The organism is Butyrivibrio sp. (assembly GCF_024699075.1).
Genome location: NZ_JAILQF010000468.1, coordinates 1 through 16,523, shown reverse-complemented (window position 1 = coordinate 16,523; position 16,523 = coordinate 1). Strand labels below are relative to the sequence as shown.

At 38.3% G+C, this 16,523-nt stretch carries 13 protein-coding genes; 11 read left to right on the top strand and 2 right to left on the bottom strand.

Features of this window, described 5'->3' with window-relative positions; all coding sequences use genetic code 11:
• The 7 genes from K6G87_RS18705 to K6G87_RS18675 form a co-directional block, all read left to right on the top strand.
• Positions 1 to 896, top strand: an 896-nt coding sequence (locus K6G87_RS18705) for a hypothetical protein (protein WP_296840704.1), incomplete at its 5' end; no start/stop codon positions are given.
• Positions 897 to 1,291: 395 nt separating this feature from the next.
• On the top strand, positions 1,292 to 2,758 hold the full coding sequence (locus K6G87_RS18700) for an ABC transporter substrate-binding protein (RefSeq protein WP_296840703.1): 1,467 nt from the start codon (positions 1,292 to 1,294) through the stop codon (positions 2,756 to 2,758).
• A 75-nt stretch (positions 2,759 to 2,833) separates the two neighbouring features.
• On the top strand, positions 2,834 to 3,754 hold the full coding sequence (locus K6G87_RS18695) for a carbohydrate ABC transporter permease (RefSeq protein WP_296840701.1): 921 nt from the start codon (positions 2,834 to 2,836) through the stop codon (positions 3,752 to 3,754).
• A 13-nt stretch (positions 3,755 to 3,767) separates the two neighbouring features.
• On the top strand, positions 3,768 to 4,658 hold the full coding sequence (locus K6G87_RS18690) for a carbohydrate ABC transporter permease (RefSeq protein ID WP_296840697.1): 891 nt from the start codon (positions 3,768 to 3,770) through the stop codon (positions 4,656 to 4,658).
• Between the two features lie 35 nt (positions 4,659 to 4,693).
• A complete protein-coding gene (locus tag K6G87_RS18685) occupies positions 4,694 to 5,620 on the top strand; it encodes an ArsR/SmtB family transcription factor (RefSeq protein WP_296840696.1) in 927 nt (308 codons plus the stop codon).
• 98 nt (positions 5,621 to 5,718) lie between these two features.
• On the top strand, positions 5,719 to 7,311 hold the full coding sequence (locus tag K6G87_RS18680; protein ID WP_296840694.1) for a glycoside hydrolase family 43 protein: 1,593 nt from the start codon (positions 5,719 to 5,721) through the stop codon (positions 7,309 to 7,311).
• Positions 7,312 to 7,352: 41 nt separating this feature from the next.
• Positions 7,353 to 8,336: a glycoside hydrolase family 43 protein gene (locus K6G87_RS18675; RefSeq protein WP_296840692.1), complete on the top strand. Its 984-nt coding sequence runs from the start codon at positions 7,353 to 7,355 to the stop codon at positions 8,334 to 8,336.
• A 146-nt stretch (positions 8,337 to 8,482) separates the two neighbouring features.
• Here the strand turns inward: K6G87_RS18675 and K6G87_RS18670 are convergent, their stop codons facing one another.
• Positions 8,483 to 9,451, bottom strand: a complete 969-nt coding sequence (locus K6G87_RS18670) for an AraC family transcriptional regulator (protein WP_296840691.1) — start codon at positions 9,449 to 9,451, stop codon at positions 8,483 to 8,485.
• A gap of 351 nt (positions 9,452 to 9,802) precedes the next feature.
• Here K6G87_RS18670 and K6G87_RS18665 point away from each other — a divergent pair, with 351 nt between their 5' ends.
• The 4 genes from K6G87_RS18665 to K6G87_RS18650 all read left to right on the top strand — a co-directional run bounded on the left by K6G87_RS18665 (position 9,803) and on the right by K6G87_RS18650 (position 15,066).
• Complete coding sequence (locus K6G87_RS18665; RefSeq protein ID WP_296840689.1) at positions 9,803 to 10,717, top strand: ABC transporter permease subunit; 915 nt, start codon at positions 9,803 to 9,805, stop codon at positions 10,715 to 10,717.
• A gap of 229 nt (positions 10,718 to 10,946) precedes the next feature.
• Positions 10,947 to 11,840 carry a carbohydrate ABC transporter permease gene (locus K6G87_RS18660; protein ID WP_442863381.1) on the top strand — a complete coding sequence of 298 codons (894 nt, stop codon included), beginning with the start codon at positions 10,947 to 10,949 and terminating at the stop codon, positions 11,838 to 11,840.
• A gap of 41 nt (positions 11,841 to 11,881) precedes the next feature.
• Positions 11,882 to 13,627 carry a sugar ABC transporter substrate-binding protein gene (locus K6G87_RS18655; RefSeq protein WP_296840684.1) on the top strand — a complete coding sequence of 582 codons (1,746 nt, stop codon included), beginning with the start codon at positions 11,882 to 11,884 and terminating at the stop codon, positions 13,625 to 13,627.
• A 341-nt stretch (positions 13,628 to 13,968) separates the two neighbouring features.
• Positions 13,969 to 15,066 carry an SGNH/GDSL hydrolase family protein gene (locus K6G87_RS18650; RefSeq protein WP_296840681.1) on the top strand — a complete coding sequence of 366 codons (1,098 nt, stop codon included), beginning with the start codon at positions 13,969 to 13,971 and terminating at the stop codon, positions 15,064 to 15,066.
• A 143-nt stretch (positions 15,067 to 15,209) separates the two neighbouring features.
• On the opposite strand, the gene K6G87_RS18645 is transcribed toward K6G87_RS18650, so the two are convergent.
• Positions 15,210 to 16,523 (bottom strand): hypothetical protein (locus tag K6G87_RS18645; protein ID WP_296840678.1); only part of this gene is annotated, 1,314 nt, incomplete at its 5' end.

Here is a 16,523-nt window from a genome sequence, read left to right as displayed (position 1 = left end):
GTTACATGATGCTTGAGTATCTTGAATTTGTGAAGGATGAGGATCCTGCACCGTATATTGAGTTTATTGATACTATACTTAACTTTTATGATAAGAAATACAATAAGCTTGATGATAATGGTCACAGGATCATATTCCCGTCAACAGCGCAGGAGACATACCATAAGGCAGGTATTGTAGAAGTCTGGGGACAGGAAGGAAGATATGCAGCTAATTACAATGAGGATGAGACAGCAGCTACAAATCCGGCTGATGTAATATATGCCCTTCATGCAGTTATCAAAGAGCTTTTAAAATGTTCATATGGAAGCGATGTTCAAAGAACAAAGTGGAAGAAGCTTATGGACGAGCTTCCGCCTATACCACTTGAATATAAAAATGGACATGAGGTAATAGCTCCCTGCGAAGAGCCCAAACATTATGTAAAAACAAACTGCGAGTTCCCTCAGCTTTACTGTGCATATCCTTATCATGAGATTGGCATCGGAGATACTAATAATAAAGACCTTCAGATAGCAAGAGATACATATTTCTATGGCTGGGATGAAGAAGACCAGCTTATGAACCTGAGCTGGATGTATGTGGGTCTTCTTGCTGCAAGGCTTGGTCTTACTGATGAAGCAATGAAGTATCAGCTTGATAAGCTGAAGGATTCGAAGAGGAGGTTCCCTGCTTTCTGGGGACCGGGACACGATTATACTCCTGATCATAATCATGGAGGCTGCGGTATGATTGGCCTTCAGGAAATGCTCATGCAGGTAATTGATGACAAGATATATATGCTGCCGGCATGGCCCAAGGATATAGATGTCGAGTTTAAGCTTTGGATCAGCAAAGACAGGTATGTAGAAGCAAGCTATGTTAATGGAGAACTGACAAGCAATATCACCAGATAATATGCATGCATTTTTTGTAAAGTATTTTATATAAAATAATGGGCTTTATGGCTTGGATTTTAATTGATCACAAATCCATCTGCTGCTTACAACGAAATATGTTGTTAGGCAGTAGATGGATTTTTTATATAAATGATATACCTGATATAAGTTTCAAAAAGATCATTTTGCCCCTATATTTCGGGTGATCTCGAAAGCGAAATGTATTTTGACCATTAGTAATATAAATTCTTTTATTATACATTTACAAAAAATAATTTGTGTATTTGTTAAAAACGACAAAAATATAAAATATTTAAGGAAAATCAAAAATAACCGTTGACTACCGTGATTTGTGTTAGTAAAATTGCATCATAAGTTACTTGTAAACGCAAAGTTATTTAGGAGGATTTACTATGAAGAGAAGGGTATTAAGTTCTGCACTCGCAATGCTTCTTAGCGCTTCAGCCATGATGGGCTGCGCAACAACAACTGTTGAGGAAGCAGGGGAAAGCACAGCTGATTCTGACCAGGCTACAGAAGGTACTAGTGATGAGTCATCATCCACAACTGTAACAGGTGAAGGTGAAGAGACACTTCACGTATTTCTTTACATGCAGGAGCATGAAAAAGAAATCTATCAGAAACTTATTGATGAGTTCGTAGAAGAACACAAAGATCAGATCAAGGAAGTAGTATTCGAAGTTACTACACAGGATGAGTACAACCAGAAGATGATCGCTAACATGACAGCTGGCGACATGCCTGACGTATTCTACGTAGGACCTGCAGCAGTTCGTTCATATGTTGATAATGGTTACATTATGGCACTTGACGATTATGTTGATGAAGAAGCTATCTCCAGCATCTGGGGAACAACTCAGGAGATCTACCGCTATGACGGAACTAATATAGGAACAGGTTCCCTTTACGCATTCCCTAAGGATCTTTCATGTTTCGCATTCGCATACAACCAGGATCTTTTCGATGCAGCAGGACTTGAGTATCCTGATCCTGAGAATCCATATACATACGAAGAGTTTGTTGAAGTTTGTGAAGCTCTTACAAAGGATACAGACGGTGATGGCGAGATCGATCAGTGGGGCGTTGCTAACGCAGACCAGTTTGGTATGACACCTTACCTTTATTCTAACGGCGTTAAGTTCCTTAACGATGACATGACACAGGTTAATGTAGCTAACAACCCTCAGCTTACAGAGGCTCTTACATTCTACACAGACCTTACAAAAGATGGTCTTACACCTTCAGTTGAACAGGATACAGCTCTTGGTGGATACCAGAGATGGCTTGATGGTCAGGTTGGTTTCTATGCTTGCGGTACATGGGATGTAGCTGCATTCATGGATGAGAACACATTCCCTTATAAGTGGAATCTTTGCGGATGGCCTGTAGGACCTTCAGGTGATGGAAAGTCACACACATGGATGGGTTCAGTTGGTTACTGCGTATCTGCAACAACTAACTATCCAGATCTTAGTGCACAGCTCGTAGCTAAACTTTCAACAGACGTTGAAGGTCAGAAAGCTGTTTCAGGAATCACAACAGGTGCTTCTATCCAGCTTCCTAACATCGTTGATCTTGCTTATGGCGAATTCAAGGATGCAGTAAATGATGGAACAGTTCCTTACGCTTCAAATGTAGATGTTATCTTCGGATACTTCGATGGTAATGATCACTATGAAGCTTCACTTCAGGAGACAGACTATACATACAACTCTGAGTGGTTCACACCATTCTGGTCAGGTGTATTCAATATTAAGAATGGCGATATTACTGTAGAGGATTACCTTGCACAGGTAGAGCCTGAGATGCAGGCAGCTCTTGATGAAGCAATCGAACTTCAGAATTCAGCAACAAAGTAATAAGCTTCAGATTGTTATAGAGCCCCTCTTTATAACCAGAGGGGCTCGTATTTTGAGAAAAGGAGAGCAAGTAATATGGCATCTCAAAAGAAGATAAAGATTAAAAGATCAGATATGGCCAAAAGAGAAGAGAGATGGGCTTGGCTTTTTATCGCACCTCCATTTCTTGGATTTTTGTTCTTTATGGCATATCCGATTGTTTTTGCGCTTATAGCCAGTTGCAGTAAGTGGACTGGTATCAACTCCCTGTGGGGAAATATGATAGGTCTTGGAAACTATGTAAAGATATTATCAGATGTTAAGTTCTGGAGAGCAATGGGAACTACCATTATATATATGATAGGTATTCCGATCGGAATGATCCTTGGTATGCTCGTGGCTATGGGACTTAACAGAAAGATACCCGGAAAGAGAATTCTTACAACAATGTACTATGTACCTGTTGTTTCTTCTCTTGTTGCCGTTTCTATTCTCTGGGCATGGGTATTTAACTACGACTACGGTCTTTTTAACGGAATCTATAAGTTCCTTACAGGAGCTCATGGTCCTAACTGGCTTGGTGATGAAGTAATGGTTAAGATTTCCATGGTTATATTCATGGTATGGAAGGGCCTTGGTGGTACTATTATCCTTTATCTTGCCGGACTTCAGAATATTCCAAGAGATTATTATGAAGCAGCTATGATCGACGGAGCAGGAAGCTTTGCTAAATTTATGAATATCACACTTCCTCTTCTTTCCCCTGTTACTTTCTATGTACTTATTACATCACTTATCGGTGGTTTCCAGGTATTCGTAGAAGTACAGGTTATGACTCCATCAGGTGGACCTAACTATTCATCTGCAACAGTTGTATTCTATCTTTTCGAAAAAGCATTTACCAACGGTCAGCTTGGCTATGGTAGTGCTGTAGCGGTTATTCTGGCTATTATTATCTTCATTATTACTGCCATCAATTTCTGGGGGCAGGATAAATGGGTAAAGACTATAGATTAAGGAGGTGAGACAGATGAAAGTTGCATTAAAGAAAAAAAGCGGAAATAAAGATTATCAGACAGATCGTGTCTTATCTTCCGGTGAAAAATTTTGGAATATAGTTATTTTTGTCTTACTTGCCCTTTTTGCATTTACAATGGTGTTTCCTCTCATTTATATGGTAGCAACATCATTCATGACAAAAAACCAGATCCTTTCAGGCTCATTGACTATTTTCCCTAATCCGATTCTTATCGGAAAATATTCAGAAGTTTTGAAAAAGGGTCAGTTTATATCAGGTATCATCAATACAATTACTGTAGAAATACCTGTACTTTTAATTGGTGGTTTTACATCTTCACTTGCTGCATTTGCATTTGCAAAGATGGACTTCAGAGGAAAGAATTTATTGTTCCTGGCTCTCCTTGCTACTATCATGATTCCTTTTGCGGTTGTTATGATTCCTCAGTATGTTCTCTTTACAAAGCTTCACTGGACCAATTCACTTGCTCCACTTATCATTCCAGGATGCTTTGGTAATGTCAGCATGATCTTCTTCCTTAGACAGAATCTGTACAGCATTCCAACAGAGCTTATGGATGCAGCTAAGATTGACGGATGTAACTATTTCAGAATTTATTATAAGATATTCCTTCCACTTATGAAGGGTGCTCTTGGAACACAGCTCATGTTGTGGTTCATGGGTATTTGGAATGATTATCTTGCACCTACGATCTTCCTTAGAAGTGAGAAGCTTTGGACACTTCAGGTTGTTATCAGATCATTCAACTCATACTACGCAATACAGAGTGACTATGCTCTTATCATGGCAGCATCAGTTATTGCAATGTTACCTACATTGTTATTGTTCTTCGTATTCCAGAGAGTAATTATTGAATCTATCGCTATAAGTGGTATAAAATAAATTGATTATACTAAAGGGATAAAGGAAATAATGTCATGTTGCATATTAAATCTCTCGATGAAGGTAGAAATGTTTTAAAGGCTCTCGGCTCAGACATACGTATTGATATTGTTAAAGTCTTAATTAATGAAAGCGGGCTCAGCATGAATGAGCTTGCAGAACGCCTTAATATCACAAATGGTGCACTTACCAGTCATATTAAGAAGCTAGAGGAATGCGGAATCGTAATGGTTACGTCAGATACATCCGGGCACGGCAATCAGAAGATGTGTTCAGTTCATCTGGACAAGATTCTGTTTGAACTCCAGGATAGACCTCAGAATGAAAATGTCTACACTTCAGATATTAAAGTGGGTCATTATACGGACTTTTCTGTCTACCCTACCTGCGGCCTTGCTTCAAGCAACAGGCTTATTGGAGAGGTTGATGATAACAGATATTTTGCTCATTCCGACAGGTATGAGGCTGATATTCTTTGGTTTACAAGAGGATATGTAGAATACACCATTCCTAATTTTGTTCCGCACAATCAGATAATTGATGAGATCTGTATTTCTGCAGAACTTAGTTCGGAAGCACCTGGCGTTAATAATGTATGGCCTTCAGATATTTATTTCTATCTGAACGATACACTTCTTGGGACTTGGATATCTCCCGGTGATTATGGAGATGTAAAGGGCATATTTACACCGGATTGGTGGTTCCCAAACTGGAATCAGTACGGATTGCTTAAAATGCTTGTGGTCAACCACAAAGGAACTTTCATAGACGGACTTAAGATTTCTGATGTTAATATTGATCAGTTCAAGCTTACTCCGAAGAGTATATTGAAATTTAAACTTGAAGTTCCTGAAAATGCAGAACATGTAGGTGGTCTTACTATTTTTGGTAGAGGATTTGGTAACTACAATCAGGACATTATAGTTAAGATGACCCATAGTCCAAAAGAACTTAAAATATGATATCTTAAACGCCGCGCCTCTATAGTTATTCTTGTTGAGACGCGGCGTTTACTTGGAAAAGGTAACTTTTGTCGCTCGTACTTAGGAGATATACATATATGATTAAAAAGATACAAAGATCCGCAGCAGCTATACTGGCTGCTGGACTATTGATAAATACTGTTTCCGGATGTGGTAATGCGGTATCAGGAAATGATATTTCTACAGATGACATGAACTTTGATGCTGATATGTCACAGATTGAGACAGGAAGCCTTAATGCAGGTTCTTCGGTTCATGATCCTTCCATAGTCGTTACTGATGATAAGTATTATATTGTTGGATCTCATATGACATTTGCATACTCTGATGACCTTAGGACCTGGACTCTTAAGGGCAATGGATATACAGCAACCAATATGATATTTGGTGATCTGTTCAAGGATGAAACAGGAGAAGTCTTCAGATATACAGGAAAGGCAGACAGCGTGGTTCCAACAGATGATGGAACATGTCACCTCTGGGCTCCCGATATTATATACAATAAGGCCAATGACCTATATTACATGTACTATTGCACTTCATCAACCTGGAATGCATCAACTATAGGCTTTGCTACATCCAAGACTATAGACGGAACCTATGAGTATGGCGGAGACCTTGTTTATTCAGGTCTTACAAGATACAACATAGAAGAGACAGATGTCTGTGATTATGTAGATGAAGACTATGCGCTCGATAACTATGTAAAGCTTGATGGAACTTATAACTTTGATGAGTATCCTAATGCTCTTGATCCTTCTGTCTTCTATGATAAAGACGGCAGGATGTGGATGGTATATGGTTCATGGAGCGGAGGAATATTCCTTCTTGAGATAGATGAAGCTACAGGAAACGTAATTCATCCTGAAGCCGATCCTGAAAATGGTGTAGATGCTTATTTTGGCAAAAAACTTTTTGGTGGTGGACATAAGTCCATAGAAGGACCATATATTCTTTATGATCCGGATAGCGATTACTACTATCTGTACGTATCTTACGGCGGACTTGTAAGTGACGGCGGATACCAGATAAGAGTATTCAGATCCAAAGAAGTTAATGGCGATTACGTAGATATGAATGGTAATAAACCTGAACTATCTGATAGCGATCATTCAACCTTCGGTCTTAAGATGAGCGGTAACCATATCCTTCCATCACTTACAACTGCTTATCAGGCAACCGGTCACAATTCAGCTATGATCGACAATGATGGCAAGAAATATATAGTTTATCATACAAGATTCGGAGATAAGGGCGAGTATTTCGAGCCAAGAGTAAGACAGTACTTCCTTAATGAAGAAGGCTGGCCTGTAATGCTTCCTTATATCACTAATGGAGAGACTATTTCTGATACGGGTTATACCACAGAAGAAATAGCAGGAAGATACTATCTTGAAGAACTCGGACTTGATATAAGCGGAGAATACACTGATCCTACGATCATCTATCTTGGTAGTAACGGAACTGTATACAGTAAAGCTTCAGACGGTACTATAAAAGAAGGAACATATACTGTATCAGAAGGTTCTTACTATGTTCATATAACTATTGATGATACAGAATATAGCGGAGTCTTCTGCAAGCAGCTTGATGAAAGCGGCAAAGAAGTGTTTGTTTTTACAGCCTGTGGTCAGAATAAGACAATTTATGGCGTTAAATACAACGATTAATCTAAATTAAAAATCCATAATATATATTTGCGAGGAGAATTATGATTGAGACAAGACCCAGGAATGGAGTAATAACCAAATACAATAAACCTTTTATAGAGCAAAGAGCTGATCCCTATGTATACAGACATAGTGATGGAAGCTACTATTTTACAGCATCAGTGCCTGATTATGACAAGATCATCCTTAGAAAGAGTGATACTCTTAAAGGACTTCAGGAAGCTGAAGAGAAGTGCATTTGGGTAAAGCATGAGTCAGGAGATATGTCCAAGCATATATGGGCTCCGGAGCTTCATTATCTTGATGGCAAATTCTATATTTATTTTGCTGCTTCAAGAGAAGATGATATATGGAGACTTCGTCCATATGTACTTGAATGTCAGGGACAAGATCCGATGAATGATGAATGGGTAGAAAGAGGTATGATAGGAAGAAGCGACGACGACATATACTCTTTCAAGGCATTCAGTCTGGATTCTACTATACTTGAAAGTAAAGGTGAGTATTACTACATCTGGGCAGAGAAAGTTAGTGTAGGTATACAGATTTCCAATATATATATTGCAAAGATGGAATCTCCTACAAAGCTTTCAACAGCACAGGTTCTTCTCACAACACCGGATTATGATTGGGAAAGAGTTGATATATGGGTAAATGAAGGACCGGCAGTTCTTAAAAAGGACGGTAAGATATTCCTTACATATTCTGCCAGCGCTACAGGAGAATGCTATTGTCTTGGAATGCTTAGCATAGATGAAGATGATGATCTTCTCGACCCAAGACAGTGGAAGAAAGAAAAGAAGCCTGTTCTTAGATCTGATAGAGAAAAAGGATTTTATGGCCCTGGTCATAACAGCTTTACAAAGCTTCCTGATGGAAGAGATGTATGTGTATTCCACGCAAGAACCTATCTAGAAATAGTTGGCGATCCGCTTTATGATCCAAACAGACATACTATGGTCATGGAAGTAAAGTGGGATGAAAATGGATACCCTGTTTTTGACTACAACAATATGATCCAGTAAATAAGGCTTATCTCGAACTTTTAAAAGCGAAATATTTGATTATTTTAAAATGCCGTACGCATCATCAATAAATATGCGTGCGGCATTTTTATTGCCATATAATGATTTTGTTTTTATAGTTTAATAATGTTTTCTTTTATATGGTCTTATAATGTTTTCATTTTGTACAGCTTTCTGTAGCCTGAAGGTGTATTACCTGTCTTTTTAAGAAATACTCTGTTGAAGGACTGCACTGTTTCAAATCCAACCTTTGCAGAGATATCATTAATGCTAAGTTCTGTCTTTGTAAGATATTCCTTGGAATGCTTGATTCTGCATGCATTAACATATTCTTTGAAACCTGTCTTGGTATACTCTTTGAATATTCTTGAAAAATAACATGTAGAAAATCCGAACTTCTCGGATACTTCCTCAAGACTTAAATGCTCATCGTAACTTGATGAAATATAGTCGCAGACCTCGTTAAGTACTTTGTTGTATTTGACGAGTTCTTTTGCACAGTTGCAATAATCAGTCTTATCTGGAAGAGAATCCCCCATAAGGCTGTTGCCTACTTTATCAAGTATCTGCAGAAGGTATGAATATACTATAAGCTCGCGAAGAGCATTTGATCCAAAATAAGCATCATGCATCATATAAAGAAGTGAACCTATATTCTCTGCAAGCTCAGGCTTATCATCAGCCTTTATAAGAACAGGCCTGCTTAGAACATCCTTAATAAGAGCAGTGCTTCTTATATCATTTATTACTGATGGATCAAGCAGATGAACATAGCCTCTGCAATCATTCATTGGAAAAAGAGTATGTACCATCTTACTTGGTATAAGCAGAATATCTCCAGGGCATATCTTGTACTCTACTCCCTGGATAGTGCTTATGTAGTAGCCATGCTCGCATTGAACTATTTCAAGCGGCTGATGATAATGAACTGCAAAGCAGTCCTGCTTTGAAGTATACCAGATACGAACATTGGTTCCTGGAAGATAATCTACATATTCATAGGTTCCGTCATAGCTTGTTCCTGTTCCGCCTATATAGGGCTGAGGACAGATGGGATTCATGTATCTTTCTTCTTCTGTTATGGCATTATAGCCGGAAACTCTTTTGCTTGACATCTATTAATACCCCCATATTAAGAGACATACAACATTTGGATCCAAAAAACAGTTTGCACAAATAATAATATAAATTCGCAAAGATATCAATCACCCTTGTCTACTAATTATACAAATCATTTGGCCAAAAAGGCTTTGTATTCGGAAATATAACAAGATTAAAAAAGTATAGCGCAAGAAATGATAAATGATATGACAAAAACTGTGTTGTTTAAGACAAGAAATGAGAAAATCTGACGAAAGCCAAATGATATATTTTTGCCATAGAGAAACAGATGATACTGCTACAGGGCATTAAGCAGTGTATATGCTTTTTGCGCATATATGGCAGTAGATTGGGGAGGTCAGGAAATGTTCAAAAATAAACGTGATAAAAGAGCGTTTGTAAACTTTCTTCTTGTAGCGCCTTTTATAATTCTTACGCTTGTCTTCTGCTATTACCCTCTTTATGGATGGGTATATGCATTCTTCGATTACAGGCCGCCAAGACCTATGACAATGGACAGCTTTGTAGGCTTTAAGTGGTTTAAATCGATGGTTGAGTCACCGGTTAAGATCCAGCAGATACTAAGTGTTTTAAGGAATACTTTTGTAATGAGTGGTATCACACTTTCTACATCATGGATCCCTATGCTTTTTGCGGTATTTCTTAATGAGATCAGAAATACAAGATTCAGAAAGTTTGTTCAGACAGCAACAACACTTCCAAACTTCATAAGCTGGGTACTTGTATATTCAATAGCATTTTCACTTTTTAACAGTACAGGTATGATGAATTCCTTCCTTCAGAGTCTTGGAATCATTAAAGAACCTATTTTGTTCCTCCAATCCTCCAATCACGTATGGCTCACTCAGTGGCTGTGGCTTACCTGGAAGAATCTTGGATGGGCAGCGATCATGTATATCTCGGCAATATCAAGTATTGATGAAGAAATGTATGAAGCGGCAAGAGTTGACGGTGCTAACAGATGGAAGATCATTTGGACTATAACAATTCCTAATCTTCTTCCAACCTTCTTCGTACTGCTTATGATCAATATCGGAAACTTCCTTTCAAATGGTATGGAGCAGTTTTACGTATTCCAGAATGCCTTCAACAAAGAATATATCCAGGTTCTTGACCTTTATGTATTCAACCTGGCAATGGGAAGCGGAAGTTACTCAATCTCTGTTGCGATCAGTATGCTTAAGAGCATCATAAGCCTTGCGCTTTTATTCTTTGCAAATGGTGTATCCAAGATGGTCAGAGGCGAAAGCATTTTGTAAGTAATCATGCGATCAACAAAAAGGAGTAAGGGTAATGGAAAGTATTATTCAGGATAAAGAAGATAAAGCATCAGGTTTAAAAGTTGTAAAGGCTGAAGGATCTAATGCTAAGATAGGTTCTTTTTCGGATATAGAAAAAATAAATGATAATTCAGATAAAAGTAATAAAACAGCTGATCGGTATAAGAAATTGAATAATTCAACAGTACAAAAAAATACTCATAACAAAATGCATAGAACAACAGGTGACATAGTCCTTGAAGTATGCTGCTATATCTTTTTCATATTTGCAGTGATCGTATGTATATATCCTTTTTATTACATCATCATCAATACTATAAGTGCCAATGACTTGAGCCAGAGAGGAGTTATCCTCTTTTGGCCAAGGCAGATCCACTTCCATAACTATGCAAGTGTATTAAAGGTTGACGGACTGTTTCAGGCAACAAAGATATCAGTACTTAGAACAGGGATAGGTGCACTTCTTACAGTATCTGCTTCCTCATATCTTGGATATATGTTCGCTCAGCGTTATATGTGGGCCAAGAAATTCTGGTACAGACTTGTTGTGGCTACCATGTACTTTAATGCAGGTATTATTCCATGGTTTCTTACAATGAAGAATCTGCATCTTACCAATAATTTCCTTGGTTATATTCTTCCGGTTATTGTATCACCGTTTTTTATCATACTTACAAAGACTTTTGTAGAAGGAATTCCGGGAGAATTATCTGAAGCAGCAGAATTGGACGGAGCAGGAGTTCTTAAGACTTTCTTCCATGTAATGCTTCCAGTTATGAAGCCTATCATGGCGACTATCGCGATATTTGCTGCGGTTAACCAGTGGAATGCATTCCAGGATACGCTCCTTCTTGTAACAGAGAGCAGACTCTACAGCTTGCAGTTCCTTTTGTATCAGTACCTGAATCAGGCAAGTTCACTTTCATCTCTTGCCAACAATTCAAGTTCAAGCTCGCTTGCAGCAGCTGCTGCAACTATGCAGACAGCAACAAGTATCAGAATGACGATTACAGTAATTGTAGTAATTCCTATCATGTTGGTATACCCGATTTTCCAGAGATATTTTGTAAAGGGTATCATGATCGGTGCAGTTAAGGGTTAATAACTACGTGCTTGTCACGTGGAATTTATAAGGAGGGTAATATGAAAAACAGCTTTAAGAAAAAAGTTCTTGCTACAGGTCTGACAACAGCAATGACTATCGCAGCAATAACAGGCTGCGGTAAGAGCGCAGAAGGCGGAACAACAGCTCAGACAGGGGGCGCAACTGAAACAGGTGGCTCGAAAGAAGAGATGACATTCGAAGTTTACGACGTTGCTGCTAACTACCAGGGCGAGCAGACAGGTTGGTTTGGCTGGGTACTTAAGGATCGTCTTAATATTAAACTTAATATTATAGCTCCTCAGGTATCAGGCGATGCTTCACAGCTTTATCAGACAAGAGCAGCATCAGGAAATCTTGGTGACATTATTCTTCTGGATAATGCTGACATGCAGGATTGTATCAACTCAGGTCTTGTAATGGATATAGGAGATGAGATCTGGAACTATCCTAATCTTTCAAAGTACAAAGAACAGATCGAGATGTTCAATGCTAATCTTGAGGGAGCAGGAGACGGAAGTGTATTTGCTATCCCGCTTGAAATGAACTCAAACGGACCTACAGACTATGTAGAAAATACTATGAGTTCAATGCCTCGTGTAAGATGGGATTATTATGTAGAGGCGGGTTCACCTGAGCTTAAAACAACAGATGATCTTATCGATCTTCTTAAGACAATTCAGGAAAACCATCCTACAAATGCAGATGGTGATAAGGCTTACGGTATCACAATGTGGCCTGACTGGGACGGAACAAGTATTGAAAATGTTAACCAGCTTACAAAGTGGTATGGCGAAGAGGTTAACGGTTCAGTTCTTATTTCGGGAAATAATACAATAAGACCTCTTACTGATAAAAATGGTGCATACTACAAGATGCTTAAATTCTTCTTTAAGGCACAGGCAGCAGGAATCGTTGATCCTGACTCTGCAACACAGGACTGGAATTCAGCTTGTGACAAGATGCGTGGTACAAGAACTTATCTTATCTGGAACAACTGGATGCAGGGCTTTACAAATACACCTGCTAACGGTGAAGAAAGAAAGAACTATGTTCCGCTACCTATCTCAGATATGAATGTATTCCAGACATCAGATTCTTATTATGGTGATGGTCGTGTAATTGGTATTGGATCAGGCGTAACAGCAGAAGAGAAGACAAGAATCCTTGAATTCCTTGACTGGTATTGCTCACCTGACGGACTTCAGACACAGCATGTAGGTATTGAAAATGTTATGTATACTGTTAACGAAGATGGAAAGTATGAACTTACTGAAGACGGACTTAACAGATTCACATCAGATGTAACCATTCCTGAAGAGTACGGCGGAGGAACATTTACAGATGGTAACAACAACATCAACCAGTGGATCGTTGCAGGTATAGAGACTAACCCTGAAACAGGTGAGACATATTCATCAGATTACTGGTCAACATATGTAGAGCTTAATACTACAGCTACCAATAAAGAGTGGGCTGAGAAGTTTGGAGCTAAGGACGAAGTTGAATATCTTAAGAACAATAATATGGCAAGCTTTGTTCCATGGATCAACATGTCACTTCCTTCAGATGATACAGATGTTGCACTTGCAAGAAGCCAGTGTGGTAAGGAAATCTGTGATGCATCCTGGAGAATGGTATGGGCTTCTAGCGAAGAAGAATTCGACCAGATGTGGGATGAAATGGTTACTACACTTAACGGCCTTGGCTGGGAATCTGTAGTAGAGTTTGATACTAATAAATACCAGGCTGTAATAGATGCCCGTGTTGCAGCAATGGGTAACTGATCTATAGAAGTAAGCAAGCAAATAGTAAACTCCTTAATATGCTATTAGAAATATAATCTTATAAAAGGTATAGAATGTAATAAGCATACAAGTAACTTGAATTAATACCTATAATAAGCTTACAAGTAACTTAAAAGTAATATCTATAATAAGCGGGTACCATTAACGTGGTATCCGTTTATTTATAAGGGTATAGCAAGAAAAACCATTATCTTTAGGTGATTGATGTTTCGCAAATAGATATTATTGAACGAAGATCATTGAAATACATAGTAAGTGGATAGTAAATACACTTTTGTATAATGTGATTATAGTTAATTACTATTATAAAGAGGACGAAAATGTACAACATAGGTACGCTTCTAACACCAATCTGGGATACCAAGATCGTTTATAGAGAAACCTTTGCAATGTTAAAAGAAGGAGCTTATTGTAAAGCACATTTTCTTTATAAACCTGACAGGATACTGAAAATCGAAAGCTATGATGGAAGCAGTGTATATGAGCTTGGCAGGGATTGCTATCTTGAAGGAAATGAGATCTATACCACATCAGATTCAGTAATTAATTCTATCGACAGCTCTTTTATCAGCTTTGGAACCAAAGAAGAAGCCGATGCTGCAATGGAGAGACAGGACAACAAGTTTGAGTGCAGTCCTGTAATGATGAATGATGGTAGATACTTAAACCTTGGAGCTATCGGAAAGCCTTCTTTTATAACAGGACATCAGATTGCAATAACTTACAGGACTACAGATACCTGGAAAGGATATGTGCCTTCCAATCAGATAGATGATCTTCCTTACTTCAAAAAGAAGATCGAGAATAAAGAAAAAGTTAATATAGTATTATACGGAGACAGTATCTGCTGCGGTTATGATTCAAGTGCGGCTAATAATGAAAGTCCCTACCAGCCAATATGGCCTAAGGTTATGATCGATGGACTTAGAGAAAGCTATGCCTATGAGCAAAAAGAAGATGTAAATCTTATAAATGTATCAGAAAGTGGAATGAATTCGGACTGGGCCTATGACAATGTACGAGAAAGAGTCTTTGAACATGATCCTGATCTGGTAATACTTGGATTTGGCATGAATGACAGGGATAAGGGAAGTGAATATGCAAGAAAGACTCTTAAAATAATAGACAGAATAAGAGAAAAATTTCCTGAATGCGATTTTGTACTTATATCAACATCTCTGCCCAATCCTGAAGTACATACACCTCCGTATTATTTTGACTGCTATCATGCGGAATATTCGGATGCACTTCGAAGTATTACTTCAAGAGGTATAGTGCTTGCAGATGTTCAGAGCGTACATAAGGAATTATTAAAACATAAGCGCTTTATAGATATAACAGGTAATATGCTCAATCACCCGGGTGACTTCGTATCAGCAATCTATGCACAGGTATTGTATGAAACACTCCGCATATGAAATATGTGAGGGTATTTGCGATTTGAAGGCATTTTGCAGTTAATAAATATTTTTCTTGTCATGAAAAACTATTCAAAAAAATCCCTTGCCTATTTGGCAATGCCTGTGCATGCCAGATAAGCAAGGGATATAAGTCTATAGGCTTAAGGAATATACTGCTGGACGATGTTGTAAAGTTCACCATCTACTACATTTATGCTTACAAGCATGCCGCTTGTCATGTAGTACTCTGTTGCATCTTCTGACCAGCCTGGATAGTTATCGCCTTTAAATTCTCTACCAATAATATATTCTTCTGCAAGTTCCATTGCTTCTTCACCGGATACGAATTTGAGAAGTACAATATTGCAGTTTTCTTTGATACTGAAAGTAACATTTTCTTCAATAAGCTTTCTTATATTACCTTCATTCATGAGTTCAACGACTGTATATAATTCTTCATAATCCTCTTTTTCAAGGGCATAATAGTTACCATCACTGCTCTTAACAAGAAAACCGTCGAATCTTGTAGTACCAATTACGTCAGCTTTAAAGTCATCTGCATTATCTGCATAGGCAAGCTCAGTATTAGCATCTTCAAATGATACTACTGTAAACTCTGTTCCATTTACGGAATATATGCTGCTTCCATCTTCTGCGTTGTCTACATAGTCTGCTTTTATTCTTTCTTCACGATAGATGTCTCCCGTGAGAGTAGTCTCATCAAAGCTTGTAACCTGCATTAACAGATTGTTGTCGTTGTCATAGTATGTTACAGCATCGAAGGTTTGTGCATCAGCATTACCAAGACATACAAGAGTTACTGTCTCTGATCCCAGCTGGCTGTCATCACTGAAAGTCAAAACAGGGAATGAAGCATTTTCAAGGTCAAGCTGTGCAACTGAATTATCGTCTGCAGAACCGAAATGGAAAGTGATAGAATCTGCACTTGCCTCATAATCAAAAGCTACTCCTGACAGACCATCAGGTGTCTGAGTATGACCTGAAGTCTCGTTATCAAATACGATATAGTTTGCTACATTATAAAGATCATCTCCGTTGTATGCACGGTATACACCGCCTGTAAGATAAGGAAGATTATCAGATGTAGTTCCTGCAGCTTCGAAGCTTAAGATCTCTGATGCAAGATATTCATCACTAAGTTCATCATAAACAGTTGAGTCAGTAGCTATTTCAGCTGCCTCTTTAATATAGTTAGAATAAGATTCTTCTCCATCTGCTGTAAAGGTTACACTAGACTGCTCTGCTACTACATATGAAGAAGATGCCTTATCAACATATGCTTTTTGTATAGCATTTCTATCAGAAAGTATAAGGCAGTTGTCAGATGATACAGCTATAGGATAAGCAGTTCCGCTTGTCTGTACTGTAGTTATCTTTTCAATTCCATTAGTACCTTCTACATAGATTGTAGCTTCGTAGGTTGCCATGTGACCCTCAAGATCATCATAGGTATA

Bases quoted from the DNA above. Each gene is read 5' to 3' on its own strand.
- K6G87_RS18700 (WP_296840703.1), top strand. From the start codon at position 1,292: ATGAAGAGAAGGGTATTAAGTTCTGCACTCGCAATGCTTCTTAGCGCT.
- K6G87_RS18695 (WP_296840701.1), top strand. From the start codon at position 2,834: ATGGCATCTCAAAAGAAGATAAAGATTAAAAGATCAGATATGGCCAAA.
- K6G87_RS18690 (WP_296840697.1), top strand. From the start codon at position 3,768: ATGAAAGTTGCATTAAAGAAAAAAAGCGGAAATAAAGATTATCAGACA.
- K6G87_RS18685 (WP_296840696.1), top strand. From the start codon at position 4,694: ATGTTGCATATTAAATCTCTCGATGAAGGTAGAAATGTTTTAAAGGCT.
- K6G87_RS18680 (WP_296840694.1), top strand. From the start codon at position 5,719: ATGATTAAAAAGATACAAAGATCCGCAGCAGCTATACTGGCTGCTGGA.
- K6G87_RS18675 (WP_296840692.1), top strand. From the start codon at position 7,353: ATGATTGAGACAAGACCCAGGAATGGAGTAATAACCAAATACAATAAA.
- K6G87_RS18670 (WP_296840691.1), bottom strand. From the start codon at position 9,451: ATGTCAAGCAAAAGAGTTTCCGGCTATAATGCCATAACAGAAGAAGAA.
- K6G87_RS18665 (WP_296840689.1), top strand. From the start codon at position 9,803: ATGTTCAAAAATAAACGTGATAAAAGAGCGTTTGTAAACTTTCTTCTT.
- K6G87_RS18660 (WP_442863381.1), top strand. From the start codon at position 10,947: ATGCATAGAACAACAGGTGACATAGTCCTTGAAGTATGCTGCTATATC.
- K6G87_RS18655 (WP_296840684.1), top strand. From the start codon at position 11,882: ATGAAAAACAGCTTTAAGAAAAAAGTTCTTGCTACAGGTCTGACAACA.
- K6G87_RS18650 (WP_296840681.1), top strand. From the start codon at position 13,969: ATGTACAACATAGGTACGCTTCTAACACCAATCTGGGATACCAAGATC.